At 56.1% G+C, this 16,108-nt stretch carries 13 protein-coding genes; 9 read left to right on the forward strand and 4 right to left on the reverse strand.

Annotated elements, in window-relative coordinates:
* The 9 genes from ACLTX1_RS08545 to sigK form a co-directional block, all read left to right on the forward strand.
* A partial coding sequence (locus ACLTX1_RS08545) for a CpsD/CapB family tyrosine-protein kinase (RefSeq protein ID WP_412330766.1) occupies positions 1-827 on the forward strand: 827 nt, incomplete at its 5' end.
* 179 nt (positions 828-1,006) lie between these two features.
* On the forward strand, positions 1,007-2,830 hold the full coding sequence (locus ACLTX1_RS08550; protein WP_412330767.1) for an LCP family protein: 1,824 nt from the start codon (positions 1,007-1,009) through the stop codon (positions 2,828-2,830).
* Between the two features lie 114 nt (positions 2,831-2,944).
* A complete protein-coding gene (locus ACLTX1_RS08555; RefSeq protein ID WP_316519434.1) occupies positions 2,945-3,460 on the forward strand; it encodes a YdcF family protein in 516 nt (171 codons plus the stop codon).
* Positions 3,461-3,465: 5 nt separating this feature from the next.
* Positions 3,466-4,752, forward strand: a complete 1,287-nt coding sequence (locus tag ACLTX1_RS08560; protein WP_412330768.1) for a dihydroorotase — start codon at positions 3,466-3,468, stop codon at positions 4,750-4,752.
* 49 nt (positions 4,753-4,801) lie between these two features.
* Positions 4,802-5,740: an orotidine-5'-phosphate decarboxylase gene (pyrF, locus tag ACLTX1_RS08565; RefSeq protein WP_343284887.1), complete on the forward strand. Its 939-nt coding sequence runs from the start codon at positions 4,802-4,804 to the stop codon at positions 5,738-5,740.
* 23 nt (positions 5,741-5,763) lie between these two features.
* Positions 5,764-6,522 (forward strand): dihydroorotate dehydrogenase electron transfer subunit, encoded by a 759-nt coding sequence (locus ACLTX1_RS08570; RefSeq protein ID WP_412330769.1) that lies wholly within the window; start codon positions 5,764-5,766, stop codon positions 6,520-6,522.
* Positions 6,522-7,433: a dihydroorotate dehydrogenase gene (locus ACLTX1_RS08575; RefSeq protein ID WP_308448962.1), complete on the forward strand. Its 912-nt coding sequence runs from the start codon at positions 6,522-6,524 to the stop codon at positions 7,431-7,433. Before ACLTX1_RS08570 ends, ACLTX1_RS08575 begins: the two co-directional genes overlap by 1 nt.
* A 5-nt stretch (positions 7,434-7,438) precedes the next feature.
* Positions 7,439-8,098 (forward strand): histidine phosphatase family protein, encoded by a 660-nt coding sequence (locus ACLTX1_RS08580; RefSeq protein ID WP_176820731.1) that lies wholly within the window; start codon positions 7,439-7,441, stop codon positions 8,096-8,098.
* Positions 8,099-8,160: 62 nt separating this feature from the next.
* Positions 8,161-8,844 carry an RNA polymerase sporulation sigma factor SigK gene (sigK, locus tag ACLTX1_RS08585; RefSeq protein ID WP_412330770.1) on the forward strand — a complete coding sequence of 228 codons (684 nt, stop codon included), beginning with the start codon at positions 8,161-8,163 and terminating at the stop codon, positions 8,842-8,844.
* 45 nt (positions 8,845-8,889) lie between these two features.
* On the opposite strand, the gene ACLTX1_RS08590 is transcribed toward sigK, so the two are convergent.
* From ACLTX1_RS08590 to mgtE, 4 genes are all read right to left on the reverse strand, one after another.
* On the reverse strand, positions 8,890-11,391 hold the full coding sequence (locus ACLTX1_RS08590) for an excinuclease ABC subunit UvrA (protein WP_412330771.1): 2,502 nt from the start codon (positions 11,389-11,391) through the stop codon (positions 8,890-8,892).
* Entirely contained in the window at positions 11,392-13,209 is a 1,818-nt protein-coding gene (gene recQ / locus ACLTX1_RS08595) for a DNA helicase RecQ (protein WP_412330772.1), read from the reverse strand.
* 68 nt (positions 13,210-13,277) lie between these two features.
* On the reverse strand, positions 13,278-14,648 hold the full coding sequence (locus ACLTX1_RS08600) for a transglutaminase-like domain-containing protein (RefSeq protein WP_395590377.1): 1,371 nt from the start codon (positions 14,646-14,648) through the stop codon (positions 13,278-13,280).
* A gap of 27 nt (positions 14,649-14,675) precedes the next feature.
* A complete protein-coding gene (gene mgtE / locus ACLTX1_RS08605; protein WP_412330773.1) occupies positions 14,676-16,022 on the reverse strand; it encodes a magnesium transporter in 1,347 nt (448 codons plus the stop codon).
* Positions 16,023-16,108 lie beyond the last annotated feature (86 nt).

Here is a 16,108-nt window from a genome sequence, read left to right on the forward strand (position 1 = left end):
CGGTTTTGTTTCTGCGGCGCGATACGGTGCAAACTCCGCAGGCCGCGCGGCATACGCTGGATCGGCGCGTGCTGGGCACCATCGGGCACGAGCGCAAGGAAAAGCGGCTGTTCGTAAAAAAGAGCCGCGGTGCGGGACGCAAGGCTGCGGCGCTGCTGACAGACCCTTTTGTGCGGTACACCTACACGGAAGCGTATCAGGATCTCTGCGCGGCGTTGGAGCACCGCATGCGGCGGGACGGCAAAAAAGTGCTGCTGCTCACGGGCGCGGGAGAAAACGAAGGAAAATCAAGCGTAGCGGTGAATTTGGCGCTGGCGCTTTCCATGCGCGGGCGGCATGTGCTGCTGTTGGATCTCGATTTAAGAAAACCGGCATTGCACAAAATTTTCGGCCTGCGGGCGGCGGCTAAAAACGGGATCGGGCAGTATTTGCAGGCAGAGAAAGACGCGGAGCCGCCGCTTATTTTTTCGGAAAAATACGGCATTTCTCTCGGCCTTACCGCGCCCGCCGCGCACCCGGAGCGCCTTTTGCACAGCGAAAAGCTGAAAAAGCTGCTTTTGGCGGCGCGGGCGGACGAACGCTTTGACTACGTTTTGCTCGATTCCCCACCGATGCTGCTTTCCGCCGATGCCGAGGCGCTCAGTGCGCTTTCGGATCTTTCGGTGCTCGTTGTACGGCAGGACTACACGCCGGCCGGTATATTAAACGACTGCGCCGACGCGCTCACGCAGAGCGGGACGGATTTTGCCGGATTTATCCTGAATAATTTTTACGCGGCTGTGCACCCGCAGCAGCTTTTTGCTGTGCGGACGGCTTCGTCAAAATAGTGTTTTGTAGCTAAAAATGCAGATGTTTTGTCGGCGTTTTACTGATTTTGACGGCTTTTTGTTCAAATCCGTTGACGCACAACGGGTAAAAGCGATATAATAACTCGGATAAGGCACTGCCGCGGAATGCGCGACGTGCTGAGTTTCCCTGAAACGTCAAAATCAAAGGAGTACATGATATGAGCAAATGGAAGGAACGGATTCCGGGTATGGTGATCTCTGTCCTTTTGGTGGCAGTGTTTGCCGTGTTTATGGTGATCCTTCTGCAAAGCAAGATGGTGCCGACGAAGCTGCTGATCCTTGGCGGTATTGCACTTGTCCTTTTGGTGGCTTCTGCTGTTTTGTTGGTACGCAGCATCCGAAATAAAGGGCAGTTCATCTGCGGCGCGTCGCTTTCTCTGGTACTGGCGCTGGTGCTTGGTCTTGCGAGCAACTACATTTCGGTCGCGACCGGCACGCTGACGGAGATTGGCACGGTGCGCACGGAATATACGCCCGTAGCGGTCTATGTGCGCACGGATGACCCGGCTTCCGCGTTGGAAGACACGAAGGGCTATACGTTCGGCATTTTGGAATCGCTTGACCGCGAAAGCACCGATTCCGCCGTCAGCCAGATCACAGAGCGCTTTGGCAGTGCAGTGACAACGAAGACGTATGCCGGCATCACACAGCTCATCGACGGCCTGCTCAACAAAGAATGCGATGCGATCATCCTAAATACTGCATACCTCGACGTTGTGACGGAGCTCGATAAATACGCCGATGTGGAAAGCAAAATTCGCGAGCTTGAAGTGCTGCACGTGGAAACGGCGGTACAGAGCGAAGCGGGAAAGACGCAGAGCACCGGCAACGGCGATGTGGAAAATCGTATTTACACCCTGTACATCAGCGGCAGCGATACGCGCCAGGGCCTTAACACGGTCGGCCGCAGCGATGTAAACATTTTGGCGACAATCAATACGGAAACGCGCCAGATTCTGCTTGTGACGACCCCACGCGACTACTATGTGCCGCTGCCTGTTTCGGGCGGCATCCCGGATAAGCTGACACATGCGGGTATTTACGGCGTGAACGTTTCCATAGGCACGCTCGAAATGCTGTATGATACGGATATCGATTACTACTTCCGCCTCAATTTCTCCGGCTTTACCGGCATTGTGGATGCGCTCGGCGGCATTACGGTCGATAACGATGTTGCGTTTACAAAGGGCGACTACACGTACCCGGTGGGCAAGGTGCAGATGGACGGCAAAATGGCGTTGACCTTTGCCCGCGAGCGCTATTCGTTTGTGGATGGCGATATTCAGCGCGGTAAAAACCAGCTGAAGGTTATTTCCGCCATCATCGATAAGGCACTTTCCCCGGATATTCTGGTGCGCTACAATTCCATTATGGACAGCATCAAGGACTGCTTCGAGATGGATGTGCCGTATGACGACATCGCGGCGCTCGTGCGCCGTCAGCTTTCCGATAACGGCTCTTGGAACGTTGTCCAATGCAGCGTGACCGGCACGGGCGATTCGCAGATCCCGTACTCCATGAGTGATTACGCCTACGTCATGCGTCCGGATTATAACACCGTAAATAAGGCAAAAGAGCTGATGCAGGCTGTTAAGGACGGCAAAACGCTCTCGAAGACCGATACGAACATTACGGATGCGGACCGCACAAGATATGCTTCTATGCCGGGCGATCCCGCAGCCTCGTACACGAGCAGCGGAAGCGGTACCCAGAGCAGCTCCAGCAACAATTACAGCTACTCCGACAGCAACGATTACAGCTATTCGGGCGGCTCCGATAATTCCGGCTACGAAGAGCCTTCTGTGCCCTCCGAACCCTCCGGCGGCGAAACGTCGTCTGAACCTGCGGGCGGTGACGAGACACCGTCTGAGCCTTCCGGCGGCGAAGAGACTCCCTCCGAACCCTCCGGCGGCGACGAGACACCCGCAGAGCCGGATCCCGGCACAAACGGCGGCGAAACAATCGCAGAGCCTGCGGCCTAAATGAGATTTCATACCATGTAAACTTTTTCCCCCGAAGCCCTTGCGGTTTTCGGGGGAATTCTTTATAATTATTATGAGGTGTTTTGGCTATTCAGTATGCAACAAGGAGAAACTATGCACCGAAGAAGAAAATTGCCCGAAAACGGCGTTGTCATTGTGCTTGGCGCACGGGTGGTGGGGGCATCGAAAACCTGCCCCGCGCACCTCAGTCGCGCGTTTCAATATCGTGTGGATACTGCAGCATCGTATCTAAAAGCCTATCCGAAAGCCGTTTGTATCACGACCGGAGGGCAGGGCAAGGACGAGCCGCAAAGCGAGGGCGAAGCCGCAAAGGAAGCGCTGATGAAGTTCGGGGTTGCGCCGAAGCGCATCTTTGCGGAAGTAAACTCCAAAACGACGCTTGAAAACCTGCGTTTTGCGCGGGATATTCTGCGCGAAAATGGCTTTTCCGATACCGTTTTGCTTGCAACGCAAAGTTACCACCAGTGGCGCGCCTGCCGCATGGCAAAAATGTTGGGACTTACGCCGTATCCGCTGCATGCGAAGACCAATTTGAAAAGTCTGCCGAAAAACCTGTGCCGAGAATTTCTGGCTATCCTGAAATTCCTGCTGTTTACCCGAAAGGAATGAGACGAATGGAACAAGAGCAAAAGCGCTTGCTGATCCGCGGTGCGCGCATTTTGAACCCCGCGCGCGGCGAGGATTATATCGGCAATATTTTGATCTCCGGGGACCGCATCAGCGCGGTTTCCGAAAACCTGTACGATGCGGATGCCGAAGTCATTGAAGCAAAAGGTTTAACGGCGGTGCCGGGCTTTGTGGATATGCATGTGCATCTGCGTGACCCTGGCTTTACCGATAAAGAAGATATTTACACGGGCTGCCGTGCGGCTGCGGCGGGCGGCGTGACGAGCCTTTTGTGTATGCCGAACACGAAGCCGGCGGTTGATACGCCCGAGACTGTGCGCTATATTTTGGACAAAGCAAAGACCGCCGATGCGCATGTTTATGTTGCGGCGGCGATTACAAAGGGACTGAAAGGCGAAGAGCTGTGCGACTTAGAAGCGCTGCACGATGCCGGCGCCATTGCTTTGAGCGACGACGGTCGCCCGGTCATCGATACCGCCTGCCTTGTAAAGGCATTATGCGAAGCGCCGAAGCTCCACATGCGCGTGACGGCGCACTGCGAAGATTTGTTCCTCGCGAAAAAGTGGGTCATGCATGAGGGAGAAGTTTCCGAAAAGCTCAATCTGCCCGGCGTACCTGCGGCGGCGGAGGACTGCGGCACGGCGCGCGAAATTGCGGCGGCTGCGGCGTATGACGTGCCGGTGCACATCTGCCATGTCAGCACGGCAACCTCTGCGGCGCTCATCCGTGATGCCAAAGCCCGCGGCGTAAAGGTGACGGCGGAGACCGCACCGCACTACTTGCTTTTGGCCGACGAAGCGCTCGAAAAGCACGACGCGGACTACCGCATGAACCCGCCGCTGCGCAGCGAGAAGGACCGCCTTGCGATGATCGAGGCCGTAAAGGACGGCACGATCGACGTCATCGCGACCGACCACGCGCCGCACACGCCGGCGGAAAAAGCTGATTTTCTGCACGCGCCAAACGGCTCCATCGGTATGGAAACGTCGTTTGCGGCGGCATATACCGCGCTTGTAAAGACCGGCGTTTTGACGCTTACAGAGCTCATCGAAAAGATGAGCGTGCGCCCGGCGGAGCTGCTCGGCATTGAAGCCGGCGCCATCGGTGCGGGCGAAGTGGCCGATATTGCGCTGATTGACGAGCACGAAGCGTGGGTTGTGGACTCCGAAAAACTGCACGGCAAAAGCCGCAACACGCCGTTTAAGGGCATGACGCTCACGGGCCGCGTAAAGGCGACCGTCTGTGGCGGCAGAGTTGTATTTAATGAACTGTAAAAGTTTGAGAAATTTGAAATTATAGATTTGAAATGAGAGAGGGATTACTATGTCTTTTGACCGTATGATTGAAAAAATCGTGGAAACCCAAAATCCGACCGTTGCGGGTCTTGACCCGAAGCTCGCGTACATTCCGTCCTACATTCTGGACGGCGCCGTCGCAAAGTATGGCAAAACGCTGGAGGCTGCGGCCGCCGCACTGCTCGAATACAACAAGGGCCTCATCGACGCGCTATGCGATATTGTCCCGGCCGTAAAGCCGCAGGCGGCGTACTATGAAATGTACGGTTGGCAGGGCGTGAGAACCCTTGCGGAGACCGTCGCTTACGCGCGCGCAAAGGGCATGTTCGTCATCACGGACGGCAAGCGCAACGACATCGGCACCACGATGGAAGCCTACGCCACGGCGCACCTCGGCAAAACGGATGTATTCGGCGAGAAAACGGAAGCCTTCGGTGCGGACGCGCTGACCGTGAATGGCTACCTCGGCACGGACGGCATCAAGCCGCTGCTCGGCGTTTGCGAAGCGGAAGATAAGGGCATTTTCGTGCTCGTGAAGACCTCCAACCCGTCCTCCGGCGAATTGCAGGATCAGAAAATGGAAAGCGGCAAGACCGTTTACGAAACCATGGGCGAGTTCTGCGAGCACTGGGGTGAAAGCGTTATGGGTAAATACGGCTACTCCGGCGTCGGCGCGGTCGTCGGCGCAACGTACCCGGCACAGCTCGGCGAAATGCGCGAGAAAGCGCCGCACACGTTCTTCCTCGTGCCCGGTTACGGCGCACAGGGCGGCGGCGCGGATGACGTTGCCCCGGCGTTTGACAAGAATGGTCTCGGCGCCATCATCAATTCCTCCCGCGGCATTATGTGCGCATGGCAGAAGGAAAAGTGCGACGAGCATGACTATGCACAGGCGGCAAGACGCGAAGCCATTCGCATGCGCGACGAGATCTGCGCACGCATCGGCGAAATTCGCGCGAACGGATGAGTAACGCTCGGAAAGGACAAGCTATGAAATATGACGTTCAGCTCTGCGAGGTACTGCGCCGCGCGCAGACCGCAGAGAACACCTTTGATTATACGGTCTTAGCGCCGAAACTGGCAGAAGTGGCGCAGCCCGGACAGTTTGCGCACATTTACGTGCCCGGTAAAACGCTGCGCCGCCCGATTTCCATCTGTGACATCGATAAGGAAAACGGCACGCTGCGCTTTGTGTTCCAGATTCGCGGCGCGGGTACAGAGCAGCTCTCGAAGTTTGAGGTCGGCGATAAGATGGATATTTTGGCGCCCCTCGGCCACGGCTTTACGTTCGACCCGAACGCGCACAATTTGTTCATCGGCGGCGGTATCGGTGTGCCTCCGCTTTTCGGCGCAGCAAGGCAATGCGGCAAAAACGCCACGGTGGCGGTCGGTTTCCGCAATAAGGATTTCGTGATTTTGGAAGACGACTTCCGTACGGCAGGCTGCGACCTGCGCATTGCGACGGATGACGGCAGCTACGGCCACCACGGCCTTGTCATCGATTTAATTCAGGATGTGCACCCCGATAAAATTTTTGCCTGCGGTCCGAAGGTCATGCTGCGCGCCGTGAAGGAGTTTGCAAAAGCGCACAACATTCCGTGCGAAATTTCCCTTGAGGAGCGCATGGCGTGCGGCATCGGTGCGTGCCTCGGTTGCGCGGTGGAGCTTTACGACGAAAACGGTGAAACGTATATGGGCCATGTCTGTAAGGACGGCCCGGTGTTCCCGGCGGAAAGGGTGGTATTCTGATGGCTGATTTAAAGGTTTCGGTTGCGGGTGTGGAGTTCCATAACCCGCTCATTGCGGCGTCCGGCACGTTCGGTTTCGGCCGCGAATATGCAGAGTTTTACCCGCTCTCCGCACTCGGCGGTATTTCTTCTAAGGGCATCACGTTAAAGGCGCGACCGGGCAATCCTGCGCCGCGCATTGCGGAAGCCCCCGGCGGTATGCTGAATGCCGTGGGTCTGCAAAATCCGGGTGTCGATCACTTCATCGAAAAAGATCTCCCGTGGCTGCGCGAGCAGGGCGTGACCATCATTGCGAACATTGCCGGCAACACGCCGGAGGATTACTGCGCCATGGCAGAAAAACTGAATGACACCGACATCGACATGATCGAAATGAACATTTCCTGCCCGAACGTGAAGCAGGGCGGCGTGCAGTTCGGCACGAGCTGCGCAGGCGTTGAAGACATCACGAAAGCGGTGCGCGCGCATTGCAAAAAGCCGCTGATGGTGAAGCTTTCCCCGAATGTGACGGATATTTCCGAGATCGCGCTCGCGGCGGAAAGCGCCGGTGCGGATGCCGTCTCCATGATCAACACGCTGACCGGCATGCGTATCGACATCAACACGAAGCGTCCGATCATTCACAACAACACAGGCGGCTTCTCCGGCCCGGCGCTTTTGCCCATTGCGGTGCGCATGGTGTGGCAGACGTATCAGAAGGTGAAAATTCCGATCGTCGGTCTCGGCGGCATCAGCACGTGGCAGGACGCCGTGGAAATGCTGCTTGCAGGTGCGACGGCGCTGCAAATCGGCACCGTGTTGTTCACAGACCCGTATGCGCCCGTGAAGATTACCGAAGGGCTTACGAATTACATGGATAAAAACGGCGTGAAGACCCTTTCCGAATTGACCGGTGCGATGCGTCCGTGGTAAATGATATGGAAAAATTACACTTATATCTTGTGCGCCACTGCGAAAGCCTCGGCAACCACGAGAATATTTTTCAGGGTCAGCTTGACCTCGATATCAGCGCTACAGGAGAAAAGCAGTTGGCGCTTTTGGCGCTGCGGTTTCGGAACATCCCTATCGATGCTGTGTATTCGAGCCCGTTAAAGCGCGCGTATAAAACGGCGGAAGCGGTGGATTTATACCACAGTTTGCCCATCATAAAACTGCCGGAGCTGATGGAAGTGGATGTTGGCGCGCTGTCCGGCATGAAGCTTGACAAAGCGTTTGCGGACTATCCGGTATTTGCCGAAAAGTGGCAGAATTCCCCGCAAAACTGCATTTTTCCGGAGGGAGAGACGACAGCGGAAGTCTATGACCGCGCAAAAAAAGCGCTTGCACGCGTGAAAGCGGATTGCATGGGCAAAACAGCGGTCATCACGTCGCACGGCTTTTTGTTGCGCTGCATGGCGTGTGAGATTTTGGAGCACGATATTGAACGTTTGAGTGATATTCGTATCGGCGGCAACACCTCGGTTTCGGAATTTTATATCGGCAAAGACGGCAGCGTGGAAACGGTGCGCCTCAGCGATAAAAGCCACTTGCCGAAGGAACTGCTCGGCGACCCGAACCAGTATGTTGTCCACAAATAATATATAGCAAAAGACATAAGAAAAGCCCCTGAAGCATACCATTCTCCAAAGGGGGAGTGGGTATGCTTCAGGGGCTTTTGGAGTATTTATCGTCGATTTTGTTTTTCTTTCTGCACATCACAAGCGCCGGGTCGTTTCCAAAGGCGCTGACTGCGGCGGAGGAGAAAAAATATCTGGAACAAATGGCGGCGGGCGACCACCACGCGCGGCAAAAACTCATCGAACACAATTTACGGCTTGTGGCGCACATTGCGAAGAAATACTATGCCGATGAAAATGACCGCGATGACCTCGTTTCCATTGGTACGGTGGGGCTCATCAAGGCTGTGGACAGCTTCGACCCGACAAAGGGCATTCGGCTTTCGAGCTACGCTTCGCGGTGCATTGAAAATGAGATTCTGATGTTCTTCCGCAGCGCGAAAAAGACAGCGCAGGACGTATCGCTGAATGACCCCATCGATACAGACAAGGACGGCAACACGCTGACGCTGCTCGACACCATCGCGACGGACGACCACATTTTGGAGGACATCGACTTGCGCATGAAGGTGCGGCAGCTGTACGAGGCGGTGAAGACCCGTCTTTCGCCGCGCGAGCGCGAGATCATTTTGCTGCGCTACGGGCTTACGGGCCAGCGACCGCTCGTGCAGAGAGAAGTCGCAAAAAAGCTGAACATTTCCCGCAGCTATGTCTCGCGCCTTGAGAAAAAAGCGCTGCAAAAGCTGCGAAAAGCATTCGACGAATAAAAAAGGCGCGTGCATCACACGGAGTTGTGGGTACACGCGCTTAGTTTAAATAAATTTTCCGGTCACGCTGTCCGCGGTGTTTTTGATCTGTTCCGGAGTGCCGCAGGCGACAAGCCGACCGCCCGCTTCACCGCCGCCGGGGCCCATGTCGAGAATGTAATCAGCGCTGCGGATGACGTCGAGGTCGTGCTCAATAACGATGACGGTCGCGCCGCTTTCGATGAGCGTTTGGAACACGGTGAGCAGTGTCTGCACGTCGAGCGGGTGCAGGCCGATGGTCGGCTCATCGAACACGAACACGGAGCCGCTTTGTGCCTTGCCCATCTCACTCGCAAGCTTTAAGCGCTGCGCTTCGCCGCCCGAAAGTCCGGGCGTTTCCTCACCGAGCGTGAGGTAGCCGAGGCCGAGACTGTTTAAGACATTTAATCTCTGCGAGACGAGCTTCCAGTCCTTGCAGGCCGAAAGCGACGTGCGCACGTCCATGTCCATGATTTCGGGCAGGGTGTACGCTTCGCCGCTTTTCGTCACGCAGCGGATTTTCGATGCGTCTTTGCCGTAACGGCTGCCGCGGCAGTCCGGGCAGGGGATATTCACATCGGGCAAAAACTGCACGTCCAGGCTGATACTGCCGGTACCGTCGCAGGTGGGGCAGCGCAGCTTGCCGGTGTTGTAGGAGAAGTCGCCGGCTTTGTATTTGCTTTTTTTGGCGTCCGGCGTGCGGGCGAAAATTTTACGCAGCTCATCGTGCACATTGGCGTATGTCGCAACGGTGGAGCGCACGTTGATACCGATAGGCGTAGCGTCGATGAGCTTCACTTGGTCAATGCCCTCGGCGCTGACCGACTTCACGTGCGCTGGTAGCTTTTCACCACGAATATGCGCCGAAAGCGCCGGGATAAGGCTTTCCAGAATGAGCGTCGTTTTGCCGGAGCCGGAAACGCCCGTAACAACGGTCAGGCGGCCTTTCGGAATATCCACTTCGAGCGGCTTCACCGTATGGATGCGGTCGGTGGAAAGGTGAATAGCGCCGTTTTGGAAAAGCTCGCTTTCGGGTGCTTTCTGTCGCGAGATGCCCTGCTTTCCCGCCAAAAACGGGCCAATCTGCGAGTTTTCGTTTATCTTAATGTCGTCTGTTGTGCCCTCCGCGATGACATGGCCGCCTTTTGCACCGGCTTCCGGGCCCATTTCAATGAGCCAATCGGCCTCGCTCAAAATCTGCGTGTCGTGATCGACGAGCAGAACGGAGTTGCCGTCGTCGATGAGATCGTGCATCACGCCGGTGAGGCCGACGATGTTCGCCGGGTGCAAGCCGATGGAAGGCTCATCGAGCACATATAAAACGCCGGTGGTGCGGTTGCGCACGGCACGGGCAAGCTGCATGCGCTGGCGCTCGCCTGTGGAAAGCGTGGAGGCGGCGCGGTCCAGCGTCAAGTAGCCGAGCCCTAACTCCAAAAGGCGCTTGGCATTCAATGTAAACGAATCGCATATGCTCTGCGCCATGGGACGCATTTCTTCGGGCAGCGAACCCGGCACGTCCGCGACCCAATCGGTGAGGCCGGCGAGCGTCATACGGCAGACTTCATCTAAAGAAATGCCGCAAAGCTTCGGAGCGCGAGCTTTCTCCGATAGCCGTGAGCCGCCGCAGTCCGGGCACGGTTCGGTCTTGAGAAACTTTTCCACGCGCTTCATGCCGTTTTCATCTTTGACTTTGGAGAGTGCGTTTTCCACGGTATACACGGCGTTGAAGTAGGTGAAATCCATTTCGCCTGCTGCGCCGCTCGTTTTATTCTGGTAGATCATGTGCTTTTTAATGGCAGGGCCGTGAAACACGATGTCTTTTTCTTTTTCCGTCAGCTCGCGGAACGGCACATCGGTGCGCACGCCGAGGTCGCGTGCGATGTCCTTCATCAAAGACCACATCAGTGTCTGCCACGGGCGCACGGCGCCTTCGTCAATCGTGAGGGTGTCGTCCGGTACAAGGGTGCTTTCGTCCACAATGCGCACGATGCCGGTGCCGTCACATTTGCGGCACGCGCCTTGGCTGTTGAACGCGAGTTCCTCCGCGGACGGCGCGAAAAACTCCGCACCGCAAACGGGGCACACGCACGGCTGACCCGCCGCGACGGCCAATGTCGGCTGAATGTAGTGTCCGTTCGGGCAGCGGTGGCTTGCGAGGCGCGAGTACATCAGGCGCAGGCTGTTGAGTAACTCCGTGCCCGTGCCGAATGTGCTGCGGATGCCCGGTATGCCGGGGCGCTGGTGCAGTGCGAGCGCGGCCGGGACATATAGAACTTCGTCCACCTGTGCCTGTGCCGCCTGCGTCATACGGCGGCGCGTGTAGGTGGAAAGCGACTCCAAATACCGCCGTGAGCCCTCTGCATACAAAACACCGAGCGCGAGCGACGATTTGCCGGAGCCCGAAACACCCGCTACGCCAACGATCTTATGCAGCGGCACATGGACGTCAATGTTTTTGAGATTGTGCACGCGCGCACCGCGCACCTCGATGTGGTCGACAAGATTGAATTTGTGCTTTGCTTGTTCCATTTATTCTTCCTCCGCTTTGCGGTTGATCTCTTCCAAAAAGGCCTTGCCGTAGCGATGCGCCTTGCGCTCGCCCACGCCGGAGACCTGCAAAAGCTCCTGTTCGTCCGTCGGCATTTTGGCGCACATATCGCGCAAAGTGGCGTCGGTGAAAACGACGTAGGCCGGCACGCTTGCTTTTGCGGCAAGCGCGGCACGCAGCTTTTTCAGCCGTGCGAAAAGCTTCGGGTCGGCATCGCCTGCGGCCTTGTCCGGCTTCTTCGCTTTTTCCTGCGGCACGGGAATACGCATTTCAAAGCTTTTTTCCCCAAGCAAAACCGGCCGCGCGTTCTGCGTCAGCTTTAAAACCGGGTATTGCCCGTCGGTCTGGATGAGCAATTCCTGCATCAAAAGTGCGTCGATGATACGCTTGATTTCAAAAATCGGCTTTTCGCGCATGAGCCCGTAGGTGGACTGTGTTTGCAGATTCATTTGCAAAACACGCTCGTTTTCGCTGCCGCGCAGAATGTCGCAGATCATGCTGATGCCGAGCCGCTGCCCGGTGCGCGCCACGCAGGAGAGCACCTGCTGTGCTTCCACGGTGGCCTCTACCAAAACGGAGCCGCCCGCGCAGCTGGAGCAATTGCCGCAGTATTCCTCGGCGGGCTCGCCGAAGTATTTTAAGATGAATGCGCGCAGGCAATCGGCCGTCGTGCAGTAATATGTCATTTTTCGCAGACGGTCGTATTCGCGCTGGATGAGCTTTTCCTGCGTTTCAAAGTCGAGGTCGGGGTTCGGGTCGCTGTTTTCGATTAAATAGCGGTTCGTGCGCACGTCCTGCGGGCTGTAAAGCAAAATACACTCGGCGGGGCTGCCATCGCGCCCGGCACGCCCGGCTTCCTGATAATAGCTCTCGAGGTTCTTCGGCATGTTGTAGTGGATGACGAACGACACGTTGGATTTATCGATGCCCATGCCGAACGCGTTTGTCGCGACCATAATGGGCTTGCGGTCATAGACGAAATCGTCCTGATTCCGCCTGCGTTCGTCCTCCGTCAGACCGGCGTGGTAGCGCGTGGAAGGGATGCCCTTGTCGTTTAAAAGCGCGTCCACTTCTTCCACGGTGCGGCGCGTGGAGCAGTACACAATGCCGCATTTGCCTGGGCGTTCCTCAATGAGCTTCAAAAGCGCCAGCGCCTTACTGTGCGGCATCTGCACGCCAAAATATAAGTTCGGGCGGTCAAAACCCGTCGTGATACGCACAGGGTCAATGAGGTGCAGGTGCTCCGCAATGTCCTTGCGCACGGCTTTTGTTGCCGTGGCGGTGAATGCGCCGATCGTCGGGCGATTTTTCAAACTTTCGGCAAATTCCGCAATCTTTAAATAGTCCGGGCGGAAGTCCTGCCCCCACTGAGAGACGCAGTGCGCTTCGTCCACGGCGATGAGAGAAATATTGAGGTTCTCTACGGCCGTACGGAAGTTCTCGGTCGAAAGGCGTTCCGGCGCGACGTAGACGAGCTTATACAACCCCTCGGATAAATTGTGCAGTGCGCGGCTGTACTGTGCCGGGCTGAGCGAGCTGTTGAGGTATGCCGCGTGCACGCCCGCCTGCGTCAGCGATTCTACCTGATCTTTCATCAGCGAAATGAGCGGGGAGATGACAAGCGTGATGCCCGGCAGCAGGAGTGCCGGCACCTGATAGCACACGGATTTGCCTGCGCCCGTCGGCATGACGCACAGCGCATCGCGGCCCGTGAGCAGTGCGTCTACAATTTCCTCCTGACCGCGGCGAAAGGACGTATAACCGAAATAGCGCCGCAGAATATCGAGTTTCGTTTCCATAGATCTGTTCCTTTACGGTCAAAAATACCCGCGCGTGCAAAAGCACGGCGGGCATTTAACGTTTTAAATTAAGAGAGCTTCTTCATTTCGATGGTCTTCCAGTCGCACTCCTTGTCCATCCAGCGGATGCCGACATCTGCATATTCGGCTTCGCCGCGCTGGTTGTCGAACGGGTCGATACGCAGCTGTGTCTTTGGTGGGTCAAAATCCGCCTGAAGCTCGCTGTTTGCCGCCATGCGGAACGGGTCGAGATTGCCGAAGTAGAAGTCGTTGCGCTCGCTGTCGCCCATGCGGTGCGCACTGCCGCCGAAGGACGGGTCTGCAAACAGCCAGCCGTAGGGAGCAATGTAGAACTGCGCCCAGTCGTGGCAGCCGGTGTCATCCGGCGTGACGAACAGGCCGCTCTGCCAACGTGCAGGAATACCTGCGCAGCGGCACAGCGTGATGAACAGCAGCGCCTGCACGCCGCAATCCCCGTGCAGCCCCGCGCCATAATAATCCGGAATGCTGCCCGGCAGCGCGAAGTATTCGCGCACATACGAATATGTACCGACCTTCGTGCAGTAGTCGTAAAATCTGCGTGCGAGCAGAAGCGGGTTCTTCTCATCGCCGGAAAGCTCTTTGCAAAGCGCACGGATGAGCGGCGTGAAGCGAATGTGCGGGTAAAGCTCCTCGGTGTCAAACGTCGGCTGCTCTGCACTGACCTGTGCGGATTCGAGGTTGTTGTATTTCACATAGGAAAGATATTTGTATTCGACCCAGAAGGTTTCGTTTTTCTCGAATTTGCCGCGGAATGAGACCGTGCGCGCGGGTGCATTTTCATCTGCAAGCTTATAAATGGGGTGGGAGGTCGCAAGGATCTCAATGTCGCGCATGTTCATCGCGTTCTTCGGTACGGGAAGATGCACGGTCAGTTCTTCGCCGGGACGGAAAACATCGTCATGCAGACGGAACTGGGCGCGCAGCTGAATGCTCCACAGCGCGTCGCCGTCTTTTTTCATGTCGCGTACATTTTGGCGCAGAAATTCCACGCGATCACTTTTGTCCTTCGGCGGCTTGCCTGCACGCGTAGCGATATCCGGGTAAACGCCCAAAAGCGTATCGTAGAACGTGCGGGAATACGTCGTTTTGCCGTTGATGTAGATCCAGTCGATGGCACCGCGGTCACGCAATGCGTCAAGCTCTGCCTTCGTGAAATCCGGAATTTCCTTCTGCACGAGCGCCAAAGCGTCTTCTTCGCTGTATGTGTAGCCCGTCGGCAGTGCTTTCAAGACCTCACGCTCCAGTGCAAGGCGTGTTTTCATAAATGCCGGGACTTTCTCGTTTGCAAGGTATAGGTCGATAAGGTGGAACGCGCGGTCAAAATCGCCGCACCATTTTGCTTTTAAAATGTCTTCCGGCAGCGCGATTGCAAGCGTTTCAATATCTTTTTGGTTCATAACAACAGCCTCCTTTGATGGATAAAGTTAACCGATATGCAGCACCGCGCACGCAATGCGGAAATAGATCAGCAAGGAAAGCGCGTCTACAATGGTCGTGATGAACGGACTGGCCATGACGGCCGGGTCAAAACCGATGCGCTTTGCAAGCACCGGCAGCGAACAGCCGACAAGCTTTGCAGCGAGCACCGTTACAACAAGCGTGCTGCACACAACGATGGCGACCGGGATGGTCACACGATCAACGAGCAGCAATTTGACAAAGTTTGCGGCGGCAAGCGAAACACCGCACAAAAAAGCCACGCGCGCTTCCTTCCAGAGGATACGCCCGATGTCTTTATATTCGATCTCGCCGAGGGAAAGACCGCGAATGATGGAGACCGAAGCCTGACTGCCCGCGTTGCCGCCCGTGTCCATCAGCATGGGGATAAAACCCGTCAGCACAATGGAAGCGGAAAGCGCATCTTCAAACGAGGTGATGATGCTGCCCGTAAATGTAGCGGAGATCATGAGGAGCAAAAGCCACGGAATACGTTTTTTCCATGTGGCAAAAACGCCCGTCTTCATGTACGGCTTATCGGTCGGCGTGATAGCCGCCATCATTTCGATATCTTCCGTCGCCTCATCCTGAATAACATCGATCGCGTCGTCAACGGTGACAATGCCCACAAGGCGTTCTTCGTTATCGACGACCGGCACGGCAAGAAAATCGTACTTGCCGAACAGGGAGGCCACTTCTTCTTTATCGGTATGGGTGGAAACGTAAATAATGTTCGTTTCCATGATATTGCGAATCAGCTCGTTTTTCGGGGCAAGCAGCAGGTCTTTCACGGTCACAATGCCTTTCAGCTTGCGGCGGCTGTCCGTGACATAGCAGGTGTACACCGTCTCTTTTTCCACGCCGATGGCACGAATGCGGTCAAACGCCTCCTCCACCGTCATGCCGCGCTTCAAATCGACGTATTCCATCGTCATGATGGAGCCTGCGCTGTCTTTGGGGTAATTTAAAATCTGGTTAATGAGTACGCGCGTTTCGGCGTCCGTGTGTCGCAGAATGCGCTTGACGAGGTTTGCGGGCATTTCTTCAATCATGTCTGCAGCGTCGTCCACATACAGCTCGTTCACGACGTCGTGCAGCTCTTTATCACTGAATGCTTCAACAAGCACCGTCTGTTCGTCCGGGTTCATATAAGCGAACGCGTCCGCTGCAAGCTCTTTTGGGAGCAGGCGAAACACAAGCGCCATCTTTTCACGCGGCAGATCTTCAAAAAGTTCTGCCACGTCTGCCGGGTTCATGTCTTTCAGAAGATTGCCCAACTGGGGGAAATCTTTATTCTCCAGCAGCTCTAAAATTTTGTCCAACGTATCCAACATAGTTCGTCCGTCCTTTCTCTGCAATCGTGCAAAAATCGGCAATCGGACGATACGGTTTGAACTCAGCCGTTTACAAATGTAAGGTC

It is taken from the genome of Hominenteromicrobium sp. (assembly GCF_046974225.1).
Taxonomy (GTDB): Bacteria; Bacillota; Clostridia; order Oscillospirales; family Acutalibacteraceae; genus Hominenteromicrobium; species Hominenteromicrobium mulieris.